Below are 16,341 nucleotides of genomic sequence, written 5' to 3'. Positions count from 1 at the left end.
CAGATATGCAAGAACCCCGGGGCAACAACTCCCGGGGTTCGTCGAAACAGGGGCGGTACAGGCCTAGTTCGGACGCCGGAAGAAAACCGGCGTCGTCGTCAATGGCTGCAGGTGCATCATGGATTCGACGGTACAACGCTAGTGTGACAGCTGGCAAGGGCCGTCAGCGATCGACCTGGCAGAAGCTGAGATGATTCGAGAACGGGTCTATCACTGTCATGGTCGGCCCACCCGGCGCAGTGTGATCGATTCCGGGTCGGCTGCGTGGGTTGTTCTTCTGCAGCAGTTCGGCATTGAAGGACACGACATCCACGATCGGTATCCAGACGGACGATCCCGGGGTGCCGTCTCCGTAGTGCTGGGACAGATCCAGGATGCACTCGCCGCGTGAAATGCGAATGTACAGCGGCAGATCCGGCTCGAATCGATGTTCCCATTCGACCGAAAAGCCCAGATAGTCCAGATAGAACGCGCGCGCTTCGACATCGTCGAAAATGCGCAGAATCGGAACGGCTGGGCCAAATGCCTTCATGGCATCGAGTGTGACATGTTCAGGGCAGTCCGCACCAGGGCCGCTTTACTCGGCGGTCGAATTCAACAGGACCTCGGCCGCAGCCTTTGCTGCAGAAGCAGATTCGGCCAGTTCGGTGATGGCTGCGGTGGTCTGCGCACCTTCGGCAAGCAAAGCGATCTGCAGCCCGACGGTCGGCTCGCATCCGGCTTCGACGGCCAATCGAGTGACGTACTCGATGAAACTCTTCTTGTGCTGATGCGCGGCGTCGGCGACCTCGGGCATGGTTGCGCCGAGTTCGCCGAACGAGTTGATGAAGGCGCACCCGCGGAAGTCGTCCTGGCGAAACCAGTGGTCCAAGAAGTCGAAGATCGACAGCAGTTTCTCCCGAGGGGATTCGTGTGCGGCGGCCTCGGCGTGGATGCCGTCGTTCCACTGCTGGGTGCGACCACGAAGAACCTCGGCGACGATGGCGGTTTTCGAGGGAAAGAGCGTGTACAGACGCTTGAGGGAGATGCCGGCTTTGGCACGCAACTCGTCCATACCCACCGCCTGGATGCCGCGCGCATAGAACAGTTCGTCCGCGGCGTTCACCACCTGTGCCCGTCCGATTTCCGTACTGGTCATCGCTTACCCCTTGCCGAGAGAACCAACGTTCTCTACAGTAGTCCACATGTGGAGAGAACGACCGTTCTCCCGCTCGATGTTCAGGACACAGGAAGGCAGGATCATGGCGTACATCAACGTCGGAACCGAGAACTCCACCCCCGTCGAGGTCTACTACGAGGATCACGGCACCGGCCAACCCGTCGTGCTCATCCACGGCTATCCACTCGACGGCAACTCCTGGGAACGTCAGTCGCGCGCGCTGCTCGACGCCGGGTACCGCGTCATCACCTACGACCGTCGTGGGTTCGGGCAGTCGAGTAAGCCCACCGTCGGGTACGACTACGACACCTTCGCCGCAGACCTGGACAAGGTGCTCACCGAGCTGGATCTCAACGATGTCATTCTGGTCGGATTCTCCATGGGCACAGGTGAACTGGCTCGATACGCCGCGAAGTACGGCACGGATCGCGTCGCGAAGTTCGCGTTTCTCGCATCCCTCGAGCCGTTCCTGCTGCAGACCGACGACAACCCCACCGGCGTCCCGCAGTCGGTGTTCGACGGCATCGAGACCGCAGCCCGCGAAGACAGGTTCACCTGGTTCGACAATTTCTACAAGGACTTCTACAACCTCGACGAAAACCTCGGTACCCGCATCAGCGAGGCCACCGTGCGCGCCAGCTGGAACACTGCCACCACCAGCGCACCTGTCGCGGCGTACGCCGTGGTACCCACCTGGCTCGAGGACTTCCGCGCAGATGTCGCGAAGGTACGTGAATCCGGCAAGCCCACGCTGATCCTGCACGGAACCGCGGACAACATTCTGCCGATCGATTCGACGGGCCGTCCGTTCCATGAGGCGTTCCCCGAGGCGAAGTACGTCGAGGTCGAGGGCGCACCGCATGGACTGCTGTGGACGCACTTCCAGGAAGTGAACGACGCGCTGCTCGCGTTCGTGAAGTAGGACCGACACCGCAGGAAGGGACGGCGCGCCCGCCGTCCCTTTCGCGTCGGCCTAGACCGCGACTACGCCGTCGTGGTCGCTGTAGACGATCTCTCCCGGGTTGAATGTGATGCCGCCGAAGCTCACGGGTACGTTCTTCTCACCCGAGCCGGTTTGCGTGCTCTTGCGCGGGTTGGTCCCCAGCGCTTTGACACCGATCTCGAGTGTGCGCAGGATCGCGGAGTCGCGCACCGCACCGTTGACGATGACGCCCGCCCAACCGTTGGTGACGCCGCGGCCGGCGATGATGTCGCCGACGAGGGCGGTGTGAACGCTGGCATCGCCGTCGACCACCAGGACGCCACCGTTGCCGGGCTCGCCGAGCGTCTGCTTGACCAGTAGGTTGTCCTGGAAGCAGCGGATGGTGGTGATCGGTCCCGCGAACTCGGTGTGATTGCCGAACTGGATGAACTGGGTGTCGCAGCTGCGGATCTCGGGACCGATCTCGTCGGCCAGATCAGCTGTTGCCTTGAATTCCACAGGTGAAGTCATGCGGCACAGACTATCGCTCGCTCATCAGCCCCGGCCGTGACGCCGTTCGTAGTCGTCGCGAGTGCGGTCGACGCGGCTCTGCGCCTTGGCGTTGATCAACTGCGGGTCGAGGCCGTGGATCAGCAGACGATGCCGCCGATAGACGTTCATCAGGGCAATCGAGAAGTACACCAGCGGGATGAACAGCAGCGACATCATCGCGAGCGACATCCACAGCGGACCCGGAATCAGCAGGAAGAGCAGCAGTAGCGGAATGATCGGCACGATGAATCGGGCGATGTAGCGGACCTGGGCACCGTTGCCCACGAGATCCTTGCGAACCCAGTCCTGCATCGACTCGGGCAGGGTGCGTCCGAACGAATAGCCCAGAAACTGCAGGGGGGTGGGCGTCGTGCGTTCGGTGGTCATCGCGCAATGCTAGTCCCACCGGAGTTGGTAGAAGTCACCGTTGACTGCGGTTTATCTCATATGTGACGATAGCGTCAGTTACGGATGCCGACAGAAGGACTTCGACTGTGATCGATCGCAGAACCCTGCTCGGAGCGCTCGGTGCCGCAACGATCTCGGGTGCCGCCCTCTCAGCGATGACGTCAGCAACGGCATCGGCAACGCCCACTCCAGGCACCGGCTGGGTGATCGACGTCCATTCTCATATGGTTCCCGACTTCTACCTGAGGGAGGCCCTTGCGTCGGGCATCGCGTTTCCCGACGGCATGCCGAAGTGGCCGAGCTGGTCGGTGGGCGAACACCTGCAGATGATGGACGGCTGCGGCATCGACAGTGCGATCTTGTCCGTCTCGTCGCCCGGAGTGCATTTCGGCAACGACGGCAAGGCTGCCGACCTTGCACGACGCGTCAACGACTTCGGGGCCGGGGTGGTCGAGGGTCAGCCACGCCTCGGACTTTTCGCATCGCTACCGCTGCCGAACGTCGTCGACTCGACGGTCGAGGCCATCCGTGCGCTCGATCAGCTCGGTGCCGACGGAGTGACGGTGATGTCGAACGCCGGCGGAATGTACCTGGGCAACGCCGTGCTGACGCCGCTGCTCGCCGCGTTGGATGCGCGATCGGCAGTCGTGTTCGTGCATCCGACGTCGCCGCCGAATTCTGCTGCAGTCTCTCTCGGGCGCCCGGCACCGATGATCGAATTCCTCTTCGACACAGCACGAACCGTCGTCGACCTGATTCTGTTGGGTGTGGTCGACCGATTCCCGAACATCCGTTGGGTGTTCACTCACGGAGGCGGGGTACTGCCGCTACTGGCGGATCGGGTCGACTTCTTTCGGACACAGGTCGGCTTGGGGCGCCGACGACGCCGGATGTACTGCAGCGCTTGTGGTTCGACCTCGCCGGCACGCCGGTCCCGCGGCAGCTGCCCGCGCTGTTGTCCACCGTCGGACCCGATCGGCTGGTGTACGGCAGTGACTACTGCTTCACGCCGATCTCCGGCGTGCAGGAGCAACTGCGATCCCTCGACGCCGGTGCCGCGAACGGCGGACTCGAGAACTGGCGCGCGGCCACCTCCGGCAACGCCCGCCGACTGCTCGATCTCTGATCCGGAAGAGGTGGATTGTGCCGATGAAAGCGCAAGCACTGCAAACGATCTCCGAACACTGGGATTGGCAGATGAATGCCGCCTGCCGCTCGATGCCGGTTTCGATGTTCTACCCACCCCTGGGGCTGCGGGGATACTCGCTGAGAAACCTGGAGCGACAGGCCAAGCTCGTGTGCAGTCGATGCCCTGTGATCGTGCGTTGTCTGCAACACGCACTCGACACGGACGAAAGGCATGGAGTCTGGGGTGGATCGACCGCACACGAGCGGTCCGCGATGGCTGGCGTCAACCCTGACGAGCAGCGTTCGCGACAATGACGTCGCGAAGGTACTGCGCAAGTCCGGCAGCAATATCGTTGTAATGCTTGGCAAATCGCTCGTCGGCGATATACATCTCCGCCAGGTTCACCTGCATCTCGTAACCGCAGTCGTAGTACCGCTCGATGGAAGCCCGATGACGCTCGGCCAGTAACCCGGCCTCGGCGGAATCGGGCGACACACCCCGCTGCATCGCGGCCGCGAGATCCGCCTCGAGAAGATCCGTTTCGGCCTTGACGGCCTTCCAATCGTCCTTGGTGAACGACGCCGTTCGCTGCTGCGACTGCTTCCACTCGTCGGTCTCGCCCCAGCGTTGCTCGGCTTCCTCGGCGTACTCCTCGCCGGGCCAGTTGTCGCCGAAAATTTCGCGCTGCTCCTCGGGAGTCAGTTGCATACCCATCTTCTTCGCCTCCATCATCTTGTCCACGGCCGCAGCCATTGCGTGCAAGTGATCGATCCGCTCGCTGAGCAGGTCGCGTTGCCGACGTAGATGCGCCATCGCGTCGACCGCCGGATCGTCGAGCAACGCTGCAATGACCTCGAGCGGAAACCCGAGTTCGCGGTAGGTCAGTACCTGATGCAGCCGTTCGACATCGACCGACGAATACGTCCGATAGCCCTTGGGGGTTCTCCCAGACGGCACCACCAACGCGATCTCGTCGTAATGATGCAGCGTTCTGACGCTGACACCCACCAACTTCGAGACCGCGCCGACCTGCATACCTGCCGAACCGTTCGCGGACGAATCACTCACGAAGGACACTGTGCTGCCTCCCGTGGCGTGAGGGTCAAGTTGCGAGCCTCCAGGGTCGTTCCGCAGGCTCCACTCCTAGCCTCCCGGGTCGTTCCGCAGGCTCCACTCCTACCTGATGACGCGTTCGCAACCGGAGGTCGGCACGCCGGCGAGGCGTTGCGCGAGCCAATCGTATGCGCCGGGACGGCCGTTGGACTGGGCGAGTGTGTGATCTCCCGGGACCTCTTCGAGATGGACCGAAGCGCCTGCGGCGCACCACTGGTCCTGCACGGCCTCGGGCCCTTCCTTGGGGATGAGGAAGTCCTGCAGGCCCTGGTAGATGTACACCGGCGCGTCCGGCTTCTTCTGGCCCATCCGGTTTTCCTCGACGATGGCCTTGGTGATCGGATGCTCGAAGACATCAGGGACGTTGGAGAGGTTTCGCTGGTCCAACAGCAGTAGTCCCGTGTAGGACAACACATCTACGCATTGATCCTTCTGCGCCAGAGCCAGCCGCTTGCCGTTGTCGTTGGCGAGCTGCCGCATCTCGGGGTACTCCCGGGACAATCCGATCGTCGCCGCAGTGAACAAGCCCGATCCGATCTGACCGTTCAACGAGGTCTGCAGAATCTTGTAGTCGGTCGGCGGACCGCCGAACGCGACGCCGGCGATGTTCAACTCCGGTGCGTATTCGGGGGCCAACTGCGCTGCCCAACCCGAGGCGATGGCACCGCCGGAGTAGCCGGTGATGCCGATCGGTGCATCCGCGCCCACTCCTGCGCTCTGGGAGGCTCGGAGGCCGTCGAGCACGGTGTGTCCGGAGACGAGGCCGGCCGAGTAGGCCTGCCGTGGACCCTGATAGTCGGTGACGACCACGGTGTAGCCCCGGTCGAGCAGAATCCTTACCTGATCGATCTCTTTGTTGTTGCCGCGGGGGAGTGTGTACGACGGCGCGCACTCGTTTCCGAGCGAGTCCGTTGCCTCGTTGTACGCGATGACGGGACGGTCACCGCCTCCGGTCCACGGCGCGTTGGGAGTCAGAACAGTCGTCGCCGCCGCGATGGGCCGGTTCTTGGAGTCGGTCGAGCGGAAGAGCAACTGCACCGACGACGCCCCGGGTGTCACCGCGACATCTCGTCGGTTGAGGACAGCGCCGGGCTGGAGATTCTCGTAGCCGGCAGGCGGATCGAACCAGGGATCACCGAGTGAGGTGGGGAGGTACGCAGCGGGATCGCTCGGCGGCGAGATGAAGTCCTGAAGAGGATCTGCTTGAGCCGACCCTGCGAACGACAACATCAATGCTGCAGCTCCGGCCAAAACGAATGCCTTGCGCATGTAATTCCCACCCCAGTAGCTCCGTACGCCCCGACGTCCGGCAGACCACTGCCCATCGTGCCACAGGATGGGCCGACTTCGACCCTGTGAACTGAGCCGAAGACCAGGTAGGTTGTCTGTTACTCCGAACACTACTCACCAGTAGGGACATCGAAATGCCTGCACCGTCCGCCTCGACCTTCTCCCGGCTCGCTGATCTCATCGCCATTCCCGACGCCGAATCGCGGCCGACGAAAACGATCACCGAGGTGTTCACCGGCAAGGAGATGGCGACCATCCCGGTCGGTACCGCTGCCGATGCGACGGCAGCGATTGCACGCGCTCGCGCAGCTCAGGCGGCATGGGCCAAGCGCCCGGTGTCCGAGCGGGCGGAGATCTTCCACCGCTACCGAGACCTGGTGCTCGCCCACCGCGGCGAGCTGATGGACATGGCGCAGGCCGAGACCGGCAAGTCCCGCGCCGCGGCTCTCGAGGAAGTTCTCGACATCGCGATGACCTCGCGGCACTACGCGCGCACCGCCGCGAAGCTGCTGGCACCCAAGAAGGTCACCGGCATGCTGCCGGTGCTGACCAAGACGCGAGTCCGGTATCAGCCCAAGGGAATCGTCGGGATCATCTCCCCATGGAACTACCCGATGACACTCGCAGTGTCGGACGCTATTCCGGCCCTGCTGGCGGGCAACGGAGTGGTACTCAAGCCCGACAGCCAGACGCCGTACTGCGCCCTCGCATGTGTCGAACTGCTCTACAAGGCGGGCCTGCCCCGCGACCTGTTCGCCGTGGTGCCGGGTCCGGGTTCGGTGGTGGGAACCGCATTGGTGGAGAACACCGAGTACGTCATGTTCACCGGCTCCACCGCCACCGGTCAGCTGCTGGCCGAGCAGGCGGGGCGTCGTCTCATCGGGTTCTCGGCCGAGCTCGGTGGCAAGAACGCGATGATCGTCGCCAAGGGCGCCAACTTGCGGGAAGTGTCCGACGCGGCCGTCCGGGCCTGCTTCTCCAACTCCGGCCAGCTCTGTATCTCCATCGAACGTATCTACGTCGAGAAGTCGATCGCCACAGAGTTCACCGAAAAATTCGGTCAGCGGGTGCGCAACATGACCCTCGGAGCCGACTACGAATTCGGCGTCGAAATGGGCAGCCTCATCTCCGAGGACCAGATCAAGACCGTCTCGGCTCACGTCGACGATGCAAAGGTCAAGGGCGCTACCGTGATCGCAGGCGGTAAAGCCCGCCCCGACATCGGCCCGCTGTTCTACGAGCCGACCTTACTGGCGAACGTGACCGAGGATATGGAGTGCGCGGCAACGGAGACCTTCGGCCCGCTGGTCTCGATCTACCCCGTCACCGACGTCGACGAGGCCATCGAGAAGGCCAACGACACCGAGTACGGACTCAACGCCAGTGTGTGGGCGAAGACCAAGGCGCAGGGCGAAGCCATTGCGGCGCGGCTGCATTCGGGCACCGTGAACGTCGACGAGGGCTACGCGCCGACGTGGGGAACCACCGGTGCGCCGATGGGCGGCATGGGCGTGTCCGGGATGGGCCGCAGGCACGGCACCGAGGGTTTGCTCAAGTACACGGAATCGCAGACGATCGCCACGACGCGTCTGCTCAATCTCGGTGGACCGCGCGGACTTCCGCCGAAGTTGTGGGCGAAGATCATGCCGCCGTTCGTCAAGGCGCTGAAGTACATCCCGGGTCGGTAGACAGGCTCGTAGCGCCGAAGGCGGGGGAGGTTCTACATCGCTCGTAGGACCGAGATGCTCAGTGCCCTGGTGTAAATGGAGTCGGTGTAGATCGAGTCAGCATCGACTCGGTCGAACACTGGCCACGACTGCAGATCGATTCCCTCGTCGTCGAGTGCGGTCGTGGGTATGTCCCAGACGATGTTTCCGGTTCTGACGTCGATGCCTCGTAGTACCTCGGGGCCGAAGAGAGTGGCGACACCGCCGTCCAGTGCGCCGACCTCGGCGAATTCGCCCGACTCGCGACTCCACAACGTGGCTCCGGTGTCGAGGTCGATTGCGGATTCGGTGGCTGTGTCGTTGTTGCGGAGCAGCGCCACCGAACCCGCGACGGCGTAGGCGAGACCGTTCGTTGCCAAGAACTTCGCGGCGGGTTCGGAGATATCTGCTGGAACAGCCCAGACCAGAACGTCATTGGTCCACACCGGATCGGGATAGGGCGGCTGGTAGCCGCCGGTGCCGAGTAGCACGGGGCCGGCCTCCGACGGTGAATCGAATGTGGGTTGCTGCACGGTGACGGAATCCGTTGCCGCGAGGACGGATCCATCGGTATCGACGACCTCCGAACCCGTGACGGTGCTGGGGTCGGAGCAGTCCGTCCGTACCACCCGAACTCTGCCATCGAGCGAGGCAGCGCCGGAGCGCGCGCAATCGGGAGCTGTTCTGGACCAGAGGTTGTCGCCGGTGTCGAGGTCGAAGGCGAACAGACCCTGATCGTCGTCGAACAGTCCGATTCCGTTCTCCGTGTGCAGGGTGGAGGCCGACTGCGGGTTCGTCGAATCGAACTGCACCGACCAGTCTGCGTCGAGAGCGTCCGCGGTGCCGCGCGATACCGTCGGCTCGGCATCATCATCATCTGCCGCATGCGAGGTGTAGACGTGGCCGCCGGACGTCGTCAGATTCGTGATGGAGAATGTTGCGTCCAGAGTGGTCGACTCGCCGGATTCACCGTCGACAGTGAGGATTTCGGAACCCGAGCCTTCTCCGCGATAGCAGACGATCTGTTCGTCGACGAACTCCTTGCCGCAACCGACGATGTCGTCCGCGGGAACACGCCAGCGCACCGCCCCGTCGGCGATATCGAGACCAACTAGGGCGGCGTCGAGGTACTCCCGTCCGTCCGGACGGCCGATGAGCGTGACGACCGTCGACCCGTCGGTGATGGAACCGGACTCCATCGAGTCGGTCTCGCTGCCTCGCACGGGATCGCGGAATTGCCCGTCCGACACGTCGAGGTCCGAGGGCGACAGGGTCCATCCCAGACCGGGTGCCGCGCCGGTGGCACCGTCGACCGGGGTGCCGGCCGGAGGCGGCTGTTTCTCGGCCGCGCACGCCGCGCAGGCGATTGTTGCTGCCAGGAGCACCGCGGCGGCGGACGACTGGGAACGACGTGTCATGGAAGGTGCTCCCGGGAAAAGGTGGGCGGTCTGTTCTGCCAGCATAGAGAACGAAAATTCCCCGCACTCCCGATGGGGGTGCGGGGAATCCTTCGTCGTGTCGGGCCTAGTTGACGCTGTGGCCGTTCAGTCCGGCATTCGCGTAGTGATTGCGACTGTCGGGAATGTGGTTGTCTCCCAACACCCGAGCAATCTGCTCCTCGCTGAGTCCGAGGCGACGAAGCCGCTCGCACACTGCGTCGAAATCGATCATCTTCGCGTCCAGTTCCTGCTGCAGTGCAACAACTTCGGCGCGAATTGTCTCGGCCTCGTCGAGTGCGGCCAACGTGTCCTTGGGCTCGGGCAGCAGCAGGGCGAGCAGTCGATCACGTGCGTCGGTGCTCAGGCCCTCGAAGGGGCGCTGGCCCGGCTGGGCCTCGTGCCGACCCTCGATGCGGCGATTCTCGATGCGGCGATCGGTTTCGTACTCGGTCTCGTAGTCGGTCGAGACGTACTCCTGAGTCGCACCGAAGGACGGGATCTCGGCGAACTGATCCTTCGTCTCGTCCACCGGTCCTGTTGCGGGAGTCGAGGCAATGTCGATCGTCTGGCGCAGTGGGCGATTCGGGATGAAGATCACTGCGATCAGCGTGATGATCGCAACGAAGCCGGCGATCATGAAGATGCGTCCGGTCGCATCACCGTAGGCGGTGCGGATGACATTGACGATCGGTTCGGGCAGCGAGGTCAGGTCGAGCGATCCGCCACCACTGGCCGAGCCGTCCACGCCGAGCTGCGCCAAACCGCTGGCCGACTTCTCGGCGACCCGGGTTGCGAGTAGCGAACCGAGAACCGAGACGCCGATCGCGCCGCCGAAGGTGCGGAAGAAGGCAACCGTCGACGATGCTGCGCCGACGTTCTGCACGCTGACCGTGTTCTGCACTGCGAGAACGAGATTCTGCATCAGCATGCCGGTACCGAGACCGACGATGGTGATGAAGATGCCGACCGTGACCAGGCTGGTGGCGTGATCGATCGTGCCCAGGAGCAGGAACCCGACGACCAGAAGAACGGAGCCGGTAACGATGAACGGCTTCCACTTACCGAACTTGGTGATGAGCTGACCGGAACCCACGGAGGCGACGAGCATGCCGAACACCAGTGGGATGGAGAGCAATCCGGCTTCGGTGGGGGTGTAGCCGCGAGCAGTCTGGAAGTACTGGCCGAGGAAGGTGGTGGCTCCGAAGAGGCCGACGCCGACGGCGATGGACGCGACGATGGCCAGGCCGGTGGTGCGCTCGGTGACGATCTTGAGCGGGATGATCGGCGACTTGTGACGAGCCTCGACGATGATCGTCGCGGCGAGCAGCAGGACTCCGCCGCCGACCAGGTAAGCGGTCTCACGGGAGATCCAGTCGTAGTAGTCCGCCTTGCCTGCGAACGAAACCCACACGAGGAGAACGGAAACGCCTGCGGTGAGCAGCAGTGCGCCGAGCCAGTCGATGGAGACGTTGTCCTTGCGGACGGTCTTGATGTGCAGCGTTTTCTGCAGCAGACCGAGGGCGATGACAGCCAGCGGCACGCAGACGAAGAAGCACCAGCGCCAGCCGAGGGGGCTGTCCACGATGACGCCGCCCAGGATGGGGCCACCGGACATCGACACGGCCATGACAGCGCCGGTGTAGCCCGAGTAGCGACCGCGATCACGCGGGGAGACGATGGTGCCGATGATGGCGATGACGAGTGCCGTCAAACCGCCCATACCGATGCCCTGCACCACACGCGCGGCGAGCAGCAGCGGAACGTTGTGCGCGAAGCCGGCGATCAGCGAGCCTGCGACGAAGATGACGATCGCGCTCTGGACCAGGACCTTCTTGTTGAACAGGTCGGCGAGCTTGCCCCAGATGGGCGTCGACGCGGCGTTGGCCAGCAGGGCGGTGGTGATGACCCAGGCGTACGCCGTCTGCGAGCCCTTGAGGTCACCGATGATGGTCGGCAGTGCCGTCGAAACGATGGTGGTGCTCAGCAGCGCGGTGAACAGCGCGGCCAGCAGACCGGTGAGGGCTTCGAGGATCTGGCGATGCGACATCGCATCGGGATCGGCGACTGCCTGATTGGGCGGATTTTCCGCTGCTGTTGTCATGTCTTATCTCGCAATCAATTCAATGCGGGCCACGTCCTGGTGCTGGGCGTGGGCGTCTTCGGTGAATGTGTCGTTGAGCTTGCGGATCGAATCGAGGGCATCGAGTGCCTCGGTTTCACTCCACTCGCTCAACATCTCTGCCAGGCGTCGTGCTCGCCTGTCCCAAATATGTTTCAGTCGAGCCTGACCCTCGTCCGACACGCAGACCCGGGACGCCCTTCGGTCGTCCGGATCGGGATGCCGATCGATGTAGCCGAGGTCGACGAGGTCCGCGATCTGCCGGCTGAGGGCAGACTGGCTGACGCAGAGCCTGTTGGCGAGGTCGGTCTGTCTGCATTCACCTTCGGTCGCGAGGATGGCCAGAACTCCGGTCAGCGCAGGCGGCAACGGTGAATCCTCGACTCCGGTGGTCACGGCCCGCTTCAGCGTGCGCCCGAAGAGGAAGACCTCTTCGACCAGCGACTCCGCTGTCGTGGATTGAACTGCCATGAGTACTCCAACACTGGGTTCGATTTACTTGCTGTCTGCAACCATATATATACATACATGCGCTAAGCAAATAATATTCCTGTCTGGTGGGTCACAGTGACGGGACTGCTGGGGCTCGGGGGAGATCCAAACGGGGGATCAGCTCCCCGGATATGGATTTGTGCCTCCGATCGCAGTCACAAATCCGAAACTGGGGAGCCGATCCGCGGTCCAGGGGAGCTAGTGCGCGTAGAAGAACGACCGGCGAACGGTCAGGGTGACCGCATCGCCCACTTGGGGACGCGGTCCGCGAACCGAGCAACGGAAGTCGACATCGCCGCTGCGCACCAGGACATCACTGGCGTCGCGGCCGAACAGCGAGGAGGTCACGGTGCCGCTGATGTCGCCGTCGGGCACGATCTCGATATCGGTCGGCAGGACCGCGAGCGTCCCGGGTCCGGAGCTGTCGGACGCCACTGTGAGAGAGCCTGAGGTGAAAGTCCCGTGCGCGACGGTGCCGTCGACGAGGGTGGCGTCGGACAGGAAGCGGGCGACGAACGCCGACTTCGGGGCGCGCACCACGTCCTCGGGTGTACCGATCTGCGCGATGGTGCCCTGATCGAGGACGACCACCCGGTCTGCGAGAGCGAGGGCCTCGGTGCGATCGTGCGTCACATGTACGACGGTCAATCCTGCTGCGCGCGTGAGAGATCGGAGTTCGAGGCGAAGGCGATCGCGTAGAGGCTCGTCCAATGCCGAGAGTGCTTCGTCGAGTAGCAGTGCCCGCGGTGACGAGACCAGAGCGCGAGCGAGCGCGACGCGTTGCCGCTGGCCGCCGGAGAGAGTGGCCGGGTCTCGTTTTTCGAGCCCCGGAAGCCCGACGAGGTCTAGCACGTCGGCGACTTTCGTCGCGCGTTCCGCCTTGGAGACCTTGGCCAATTCGAGCGGATAGGAGACGTTCCTGCCGACGGTGCGATGCGGCCACAGTGCGTGTTGCTGAAACACCATCCCGAGCTTGCGGGACTCGGGTGGCGTCGAGAGCCGTTCGCTCGCGACCACGTCTGCGCCGATCGAGATCGAACCGGACGTCGGTTTCAGGAAACCGGCGACGGTACGCAGCAGCGTGGTCTTCCCCGATCCCGAAGGCCCGACGAGTGCAACGAACTCTCCGTCGGCGACGGCGAGGTCTATACCGTCCAAACCGACAGTGCCGTCGGGGTATCGGAGGCCGAGATGCTCGATCGTGATGGCAGACATCAGGTACCTTTTTCTCAGCGTCCGACTCGGGTGGAAGCCACGAGGCCGAGGCCCGCGAATCCGACGAGCGCAACGAGTAGGGACAGGGCGGAGGCGGCGTTGTAGTCGCCGGCCTGCTGCAGGTTGAAGATGGAGACGCCGAGAGTCTGCGTGCCCGGAGCGACGAGGAGCACCGACATGGTCAGCTCCCGCACTGCAGTGAGGGCAACGAGTACGGCTCCGGTGACTGCGGCGGGGATCGCCATCTTCCACGGCACGTCCCACAGCGATCGAAGATGTGACGCACCGGAGGACCTGGCGACTTCTTCGAGGGCTGTCGGGGTGGAGCTCAGTGGCGCTCGCACTGCTTGCACGACGATCGCGAGGAACGCCATGACGTATGCGCACAGGATGACCCATGTGGTGTCGAACAGACCGGTGTAGCGGCCGATGATCAGCCAACCCACTGCAATGACAAGGCCAGGAATCGCCTGCGGCAGCATTGCTGCCAGATCGAGGCCGACGTTGTCGCGGGATCGGGTGCGCGTGGTCAGTACCCCGATGGCCAGGCCGAGGAACCCGCAGACGAGAGCCGCCCCGAGCGCCAGCGTCACCGAATTCGCAATGCCCACCAGGGTGCCCGGTGCGGTGACGGCACTCTCGATGCTCGCCAGGGTGAGGTTGTCCCAGGTGAGCGGAACACCGGGGGCCGGAAGCAACGCCTGCGTTGCCAGTGCCAGGATCGGCAGTACCGTGAGGACGAGGCCGAGGACCCATGCAGTGAATCCTGCGGCAATTCGACTGCGCCCCAACGGAAGTAACTGCTGCGCCGTGACCGCGCCGTCGAGCTGAACGGAGCGACGGCCCAGAACCCGGTCGATTACGACGGCGACGACAGCCAGTGCGAGGAGTCCGATACCGATGGTCGAGACCACTTCGAGGGGGCGCTCCACAGTGCCGGACTGAATGTATCGGTACACCATGGTGGACAGCGTGACGTAGCGCTCGGGCAACCCGACCAGAGCGGGGATACCGAAATCGGCAAGATTCGATACTGCCGTCAGTGTCAGTGAGGCCAGTAGGGCCGGCCGCAGCAACGGCAGGGTCACATCGCGCATGGCGCGCCACGGAGACGCTCCGGCAATGCGGGCCGCCTGTTCCAGATCACCGGGAACACGTCGCAGTCCCGCCGAAATAATCAGGTAGGCAAGCGGATACGAGTGCACGGTGAGCAGGAAGATGACGCCGTCGCCGCCGTAGATGTTCCACAACGGCCCGTTGCCGAATGCATCGTTCCAGTACGAGTTGAGCATTCCGCTCGGTCCGAGCAGGCCCGTCCAGGCAATCGCGCCGACGAACGGCGGAATCAGCAACGGGCTGAGCAGAATCAGACGCAACACCGAGCGGCCCGGCAGATCGGTTCGATCCAATACGAGGGCCATCACCGTAGCCAGCGCCACCGCGGCGACCGCAGACACACCCGCCGACACGACGCTGTTCGCGGCGGCAGAGGCGATCCCGCCGTCGACCAATTCCTGAATATGGTTGCCGCCCAGGCCGATCGAGACGACGGCGGCCAGCGGTGCGCCGATCAGAGCCAGGACGGCCAGCCACAGGCCGACGCGTACCCAGGTGACGCGGTCAGCCAAGAAGATCGTTGAACGTACGGACGGCATCGGGCTGCGAGGCAGTGATCGTATCGAGGTCCGGGTTCAGCAGTTCGATGTCGGCGAGTGCGGGTGCGCCCTCCGGCGTGCCGACATCGGACCGGACCGGCAGGTACTGCTGCTCGACGGCGATCTCCTGACCGCGCTTGCTGACCAGGAAGTCCACGTACTTCTGCGCGGCCTCCTGGTTGGCGGAGTCCTTGAAGATTCCGGCAGGCTCGGAGATGTAGGGGACGCCGTCGGTGGGGTACGACGCGGCGATCGGCGAGCCCTTCTCGGCCAGCTCACGCACCAGGTAATCGACGACTATCCCGACCGGCGCAGTGCCGGCCGCGACGGCCTGAGCGACCGGGCCGTTGCTCTCGGCGACGACGGGCTCGTTGGCGACGAGGTCGGTGAGCCAGGGAAGGCCGAGGTCGGGCTGGCCGAGCCAGACCGCGGTGTTGAAGGCGGCCGCGCCGGACACGTCGGGATTGGGTAGCGTGATCTTGCCCTTGTACTGGGGATCGGCCAGTTCTTTCCACGACGTCGGAGGCTGCGAGAGCGCACCGGTGTTGTACGCGATGACCGTCGGGATGATGCGGGTACCCACGTAGTAACCGTCGGGATCGACGACGTTCTTATCGAGTGCGTCGACGTCGGCCGGGGTGTACTGCAACAGCAGGTCGTCGGCCTTGTACTTCTCGAACGTCGGAGCGTCTGCGGCGAGCAGAACATCGGCACCGATGGAACCGGTCTGCCGTTCGGAGGCGATGCGCGCGTTGAGATCGCCGGTGCCTGCACGGAACACCTGCACGTCGATGCCCGGATTCTCGGCGGTGAACTCGGCGTTGAGCGCATCGATCTTGGCCTGCGGCTCCGAGGTGTAGACCGTCAGGGTGCCGCTCGTACCGCCGCTGCTGTCGGGGGCCGCCGGTTCGGAGCAGGAGGCAAGGGTGAGAGCGGCTGCGAGACCGAGGATTCCACCGGCGGTGACGCGAGAAACGATGTTCACTTCAGACTTCTCCTGAGAAATATCGAGCACGGAAGCTGCTCATGCTTCCGACCGGAATCGACACGCAGGCGTGTGTTGTGGGAACCGCACGTGTCGCGGGGGTGAACGACACAGTTGGGTCGGTGTGACGGTGCGGGAGAACCGACGCCCCCGCGGG

Annotated in this window: 15 protein-coding genes and 1 pseudogene; 4 read left to right on the top strand and 12 right to left on the bottom strand. The window is 63.9% G+C overall.

The features are described 5' to 3' along the window. Window positions 1-163: 163 nt before the first annotated feature. Window positions 164-532 (bottom strand): glyoxalase superfamily protein, encoded by a 369-nt coding sequence (locus QM797_RS01915; RefSeq protein ID WP_283273432.1) that lies wholly within the window; start codon window positions 530-532, stop codon window positions 164-166. A 45-nt stretch (window positions 533-577) separates the two neighbouring features. Next, on the bottom strand, window positions 578-1,138 hold the full coding sequence (locus tag QM797_RS01910; RefSeq protein WP_283273431.1) for a TetR/AcrR family transcriptional regulator: 561 nt from the start codon (window positions 1,136-1,138) through the stop codon (window positions 578-580). A gap of 103 nt (window positions 1,139-1,241) precedes the next feature. Between QM797_RS01910 and QM797_RS01905 the strand changes: the two genes are divergently transcribed. Beyond that, window positions 1,242-2,081, top strand: a complete 840-nt coding sequence (locus tag QM797_RS01905) for an alpha/beta fold hydrolase (RefSeq protein WP_283275245.1) — start codon at window positions 1,242-1,244, stop codon at window positions 2,079-2,081. Between the two features lie 51 nt (window positions 2,082-2,132). Here the strand turns inward: QM797_RS01905 and rraA are convergent, their stop codons facing one another. Beyond that, window positions 2,133-2,612 (bottom strand): ribonuclease E activity regulator RraA, encoded by a 480-nt coding sequence (gene rraA / locus QM797_RS01900; protein WP_283273430.1) that lies wholly within the window; start codon window positions 2,610-2,612, stop codon window positions 2,133-2,135. Between the two features lie 24 nt (window positions 2,613-2,636). Next, window positions 2,637-3,020: a DUF5313 family protein gene (locus QM797_RS01895; RefSeq protein ID WP_032401464.1), complete on the bottom strand. Its 384-nt coding sequence runs from the start codon at window positions 3,018-3,020 to the stop codon at window positions 2,637-2,639. 176 nt (window positions 3,021-3,196) lie between these two features. Here QM797_RS01895 and QM797_RS01890 point away from each other — a divergent pair. Both QM797_RS01890 and QM797_RS01885 read left to right on the top strand, forming a co-directional pair. Next, window positions 3,197-3,892, top strand: a pseudogene (locus tag QM797_RS01890) (amidohydrolase family protein); the annotation flags it as partial. Between the two features lie 298 nt (window positions 3,893-4,190). After that, window positions 4,191-4,484, top strand: a complete 294-nt coding sequence (locus QM797_RS01885; protein WP_349307190.1) for a WhiB family transcriptional regulator — start codon at window positions 4,191-4,193, stop codon at window positions 4,482-4,484. Here QM797_RS01885 and QM797_RS01880 read toward each other — a convergent pair. Together QM797_RS01880 and QM797_RS01875 are read right to left on the bottom strand one after the other, a co-directional pair. After that, window positions 4,453-5,205: a MerR family transcriptional regulator gene (locus tag QM797_RS01880; protein WP_283275244.1), complete on the bottom strand. Its 753-nt coding sequence runs from the start codon at window positions 5,203-5,205 to the stop codon at window positions 4,453-4,455. The genes QM797_RS01885 and QM797_RS01880 overlap by 32 nt on opposite strands. Before the next feature lie 141 nt (window positions 5,206-5,346). Further along, window positions 5,347-6,552 (bottom strand): lipase family protein, encoded by a 1,206-nt coding sequence (locus QM797_RS01875; protein WP_283273427.1) that lies wholly within the window; start codon window positions 6,550-6,552, stop codon window positions 5,347-5,349. A 155-nt stretch (window positions 6,553-6,707) separates the two neighbouring features. Here QM797_RS01875 and QM797_RS01870 point away from each other — a divergent pair, with 155 nt between their 5' ends. Further along, window positions 6,708-8,261, top strand: coding sequence for a succinic semialdehyde dehydrogenase (locus QM797_RS01870; RefSeq protein ID WP_283273426.1), 1,554 nt, complete (start codon window positions 6,708-6,710; stop codon window positions 8,259-8,261). A 32-nt stretch (window positions 8,262-8,293) separates the two neighbouring features. Here QM797_RS01870 and QM797_RS01865 read toward each other — a convergent pair whose 3' ends face one another. The 6 genes from QM797_RS01865 to QM797_RS01840 all read right to left on the bottom strand — a co-directional run bounded on the left by QM797_RS01865 (window position 8,294) and on the right by QM797_RS01840 (window position 16,184). Next, the gene (locus QM797_RS01865) at window positions 8,294-9,697 is read right to left on the bottom strand and encodes an outer membrane protein assembly factor BamB family protein (RefSeq protein WP_283273425.1); all 1,404 of its coding nucleotides are present in this window, start codon (window positions 9,695-9,697) and stop codon (window positions 8,294-8,296) included. A gap of 106 nt (window positions 9,698-9,803) precedes the next feature. Then, window positions 9,804-11,765 carry an MDR family MFS transporter gene (locus QM797_RS01860; RefSeq protein WP_502942287.1) on the bottom strand — a complete coding sequence of 654 codons (1,962 nt, stop codon included), beginning with the start codon at window positions 11,763-11,765 and terminating at the stop codon, window positions 9,804-9,806. A 57-nt stretch (window positions 11,766-11,822) separates the two neighbouring features. Continuing rightward, window positions 11,823-12,308 carry a MarR family winged helix-turn-helix transcriptional regulator gene (locus QM797_RS01855; RefSeq protein WP_283273423.1) on the bottom strand — a complete coding sequence of 162 codons (486 nt, stop codon included), beginning with the start codon at window positions 12,306-12,308 and terminating at the stop codon, window positions 11,823-11,825. Window positions 12,309-12,527: 219 nt separating this feature from the next. Next, entirely contained in the window at window positions 12,528-13,544 is a 1,017-nt protein-coding gene (locus QM797_RS01850) for an ABC transporter ATP-binding protein (protein WP_283273422.1), read from the bottom strand. Between the two features lie 14 nt (window positions 13,545-13,558). Further along, a complete protein-coding gene (locus QM797_RS01845) occupies window positions 13,559-15,199 on the bottom strand; it encodes an ABC transporter permease (RefSeq protein WP_502942250.1) in 1,641 nt (546 codons plus the stop codon). Continuing rightward, window positions 15,165-16,184, bottom strand: coding sequence for an ABC transporter substrate-binding protein (locus QM797_RS01840; RefSeq protein ID WP_283273419.1), 1,020 nt, complete (start codon window positions 16,182-16,184; stop codon window positions 15,165-15,167). Before QM797_RS01840 ends, QM797_RS01845 begins: the two co-directional genes overlap by 35 nt. Window positions 16,185-16,341 lie beyond the last annotated feature (157 nt).

This window comes from Rhodococcus sp. IEGM 1381 (genome assembly GCF_030056795.1).
Taxonomy (GTDB): domain Bacteria; phylum Actinomycetota; class Actinomycetes; order Mycobacteriales; family Mycobacteriaceae; genus Rhodococcoides.
This window is presented reverse-complemented; position numbering and strand designations above follow the sequence as displayed.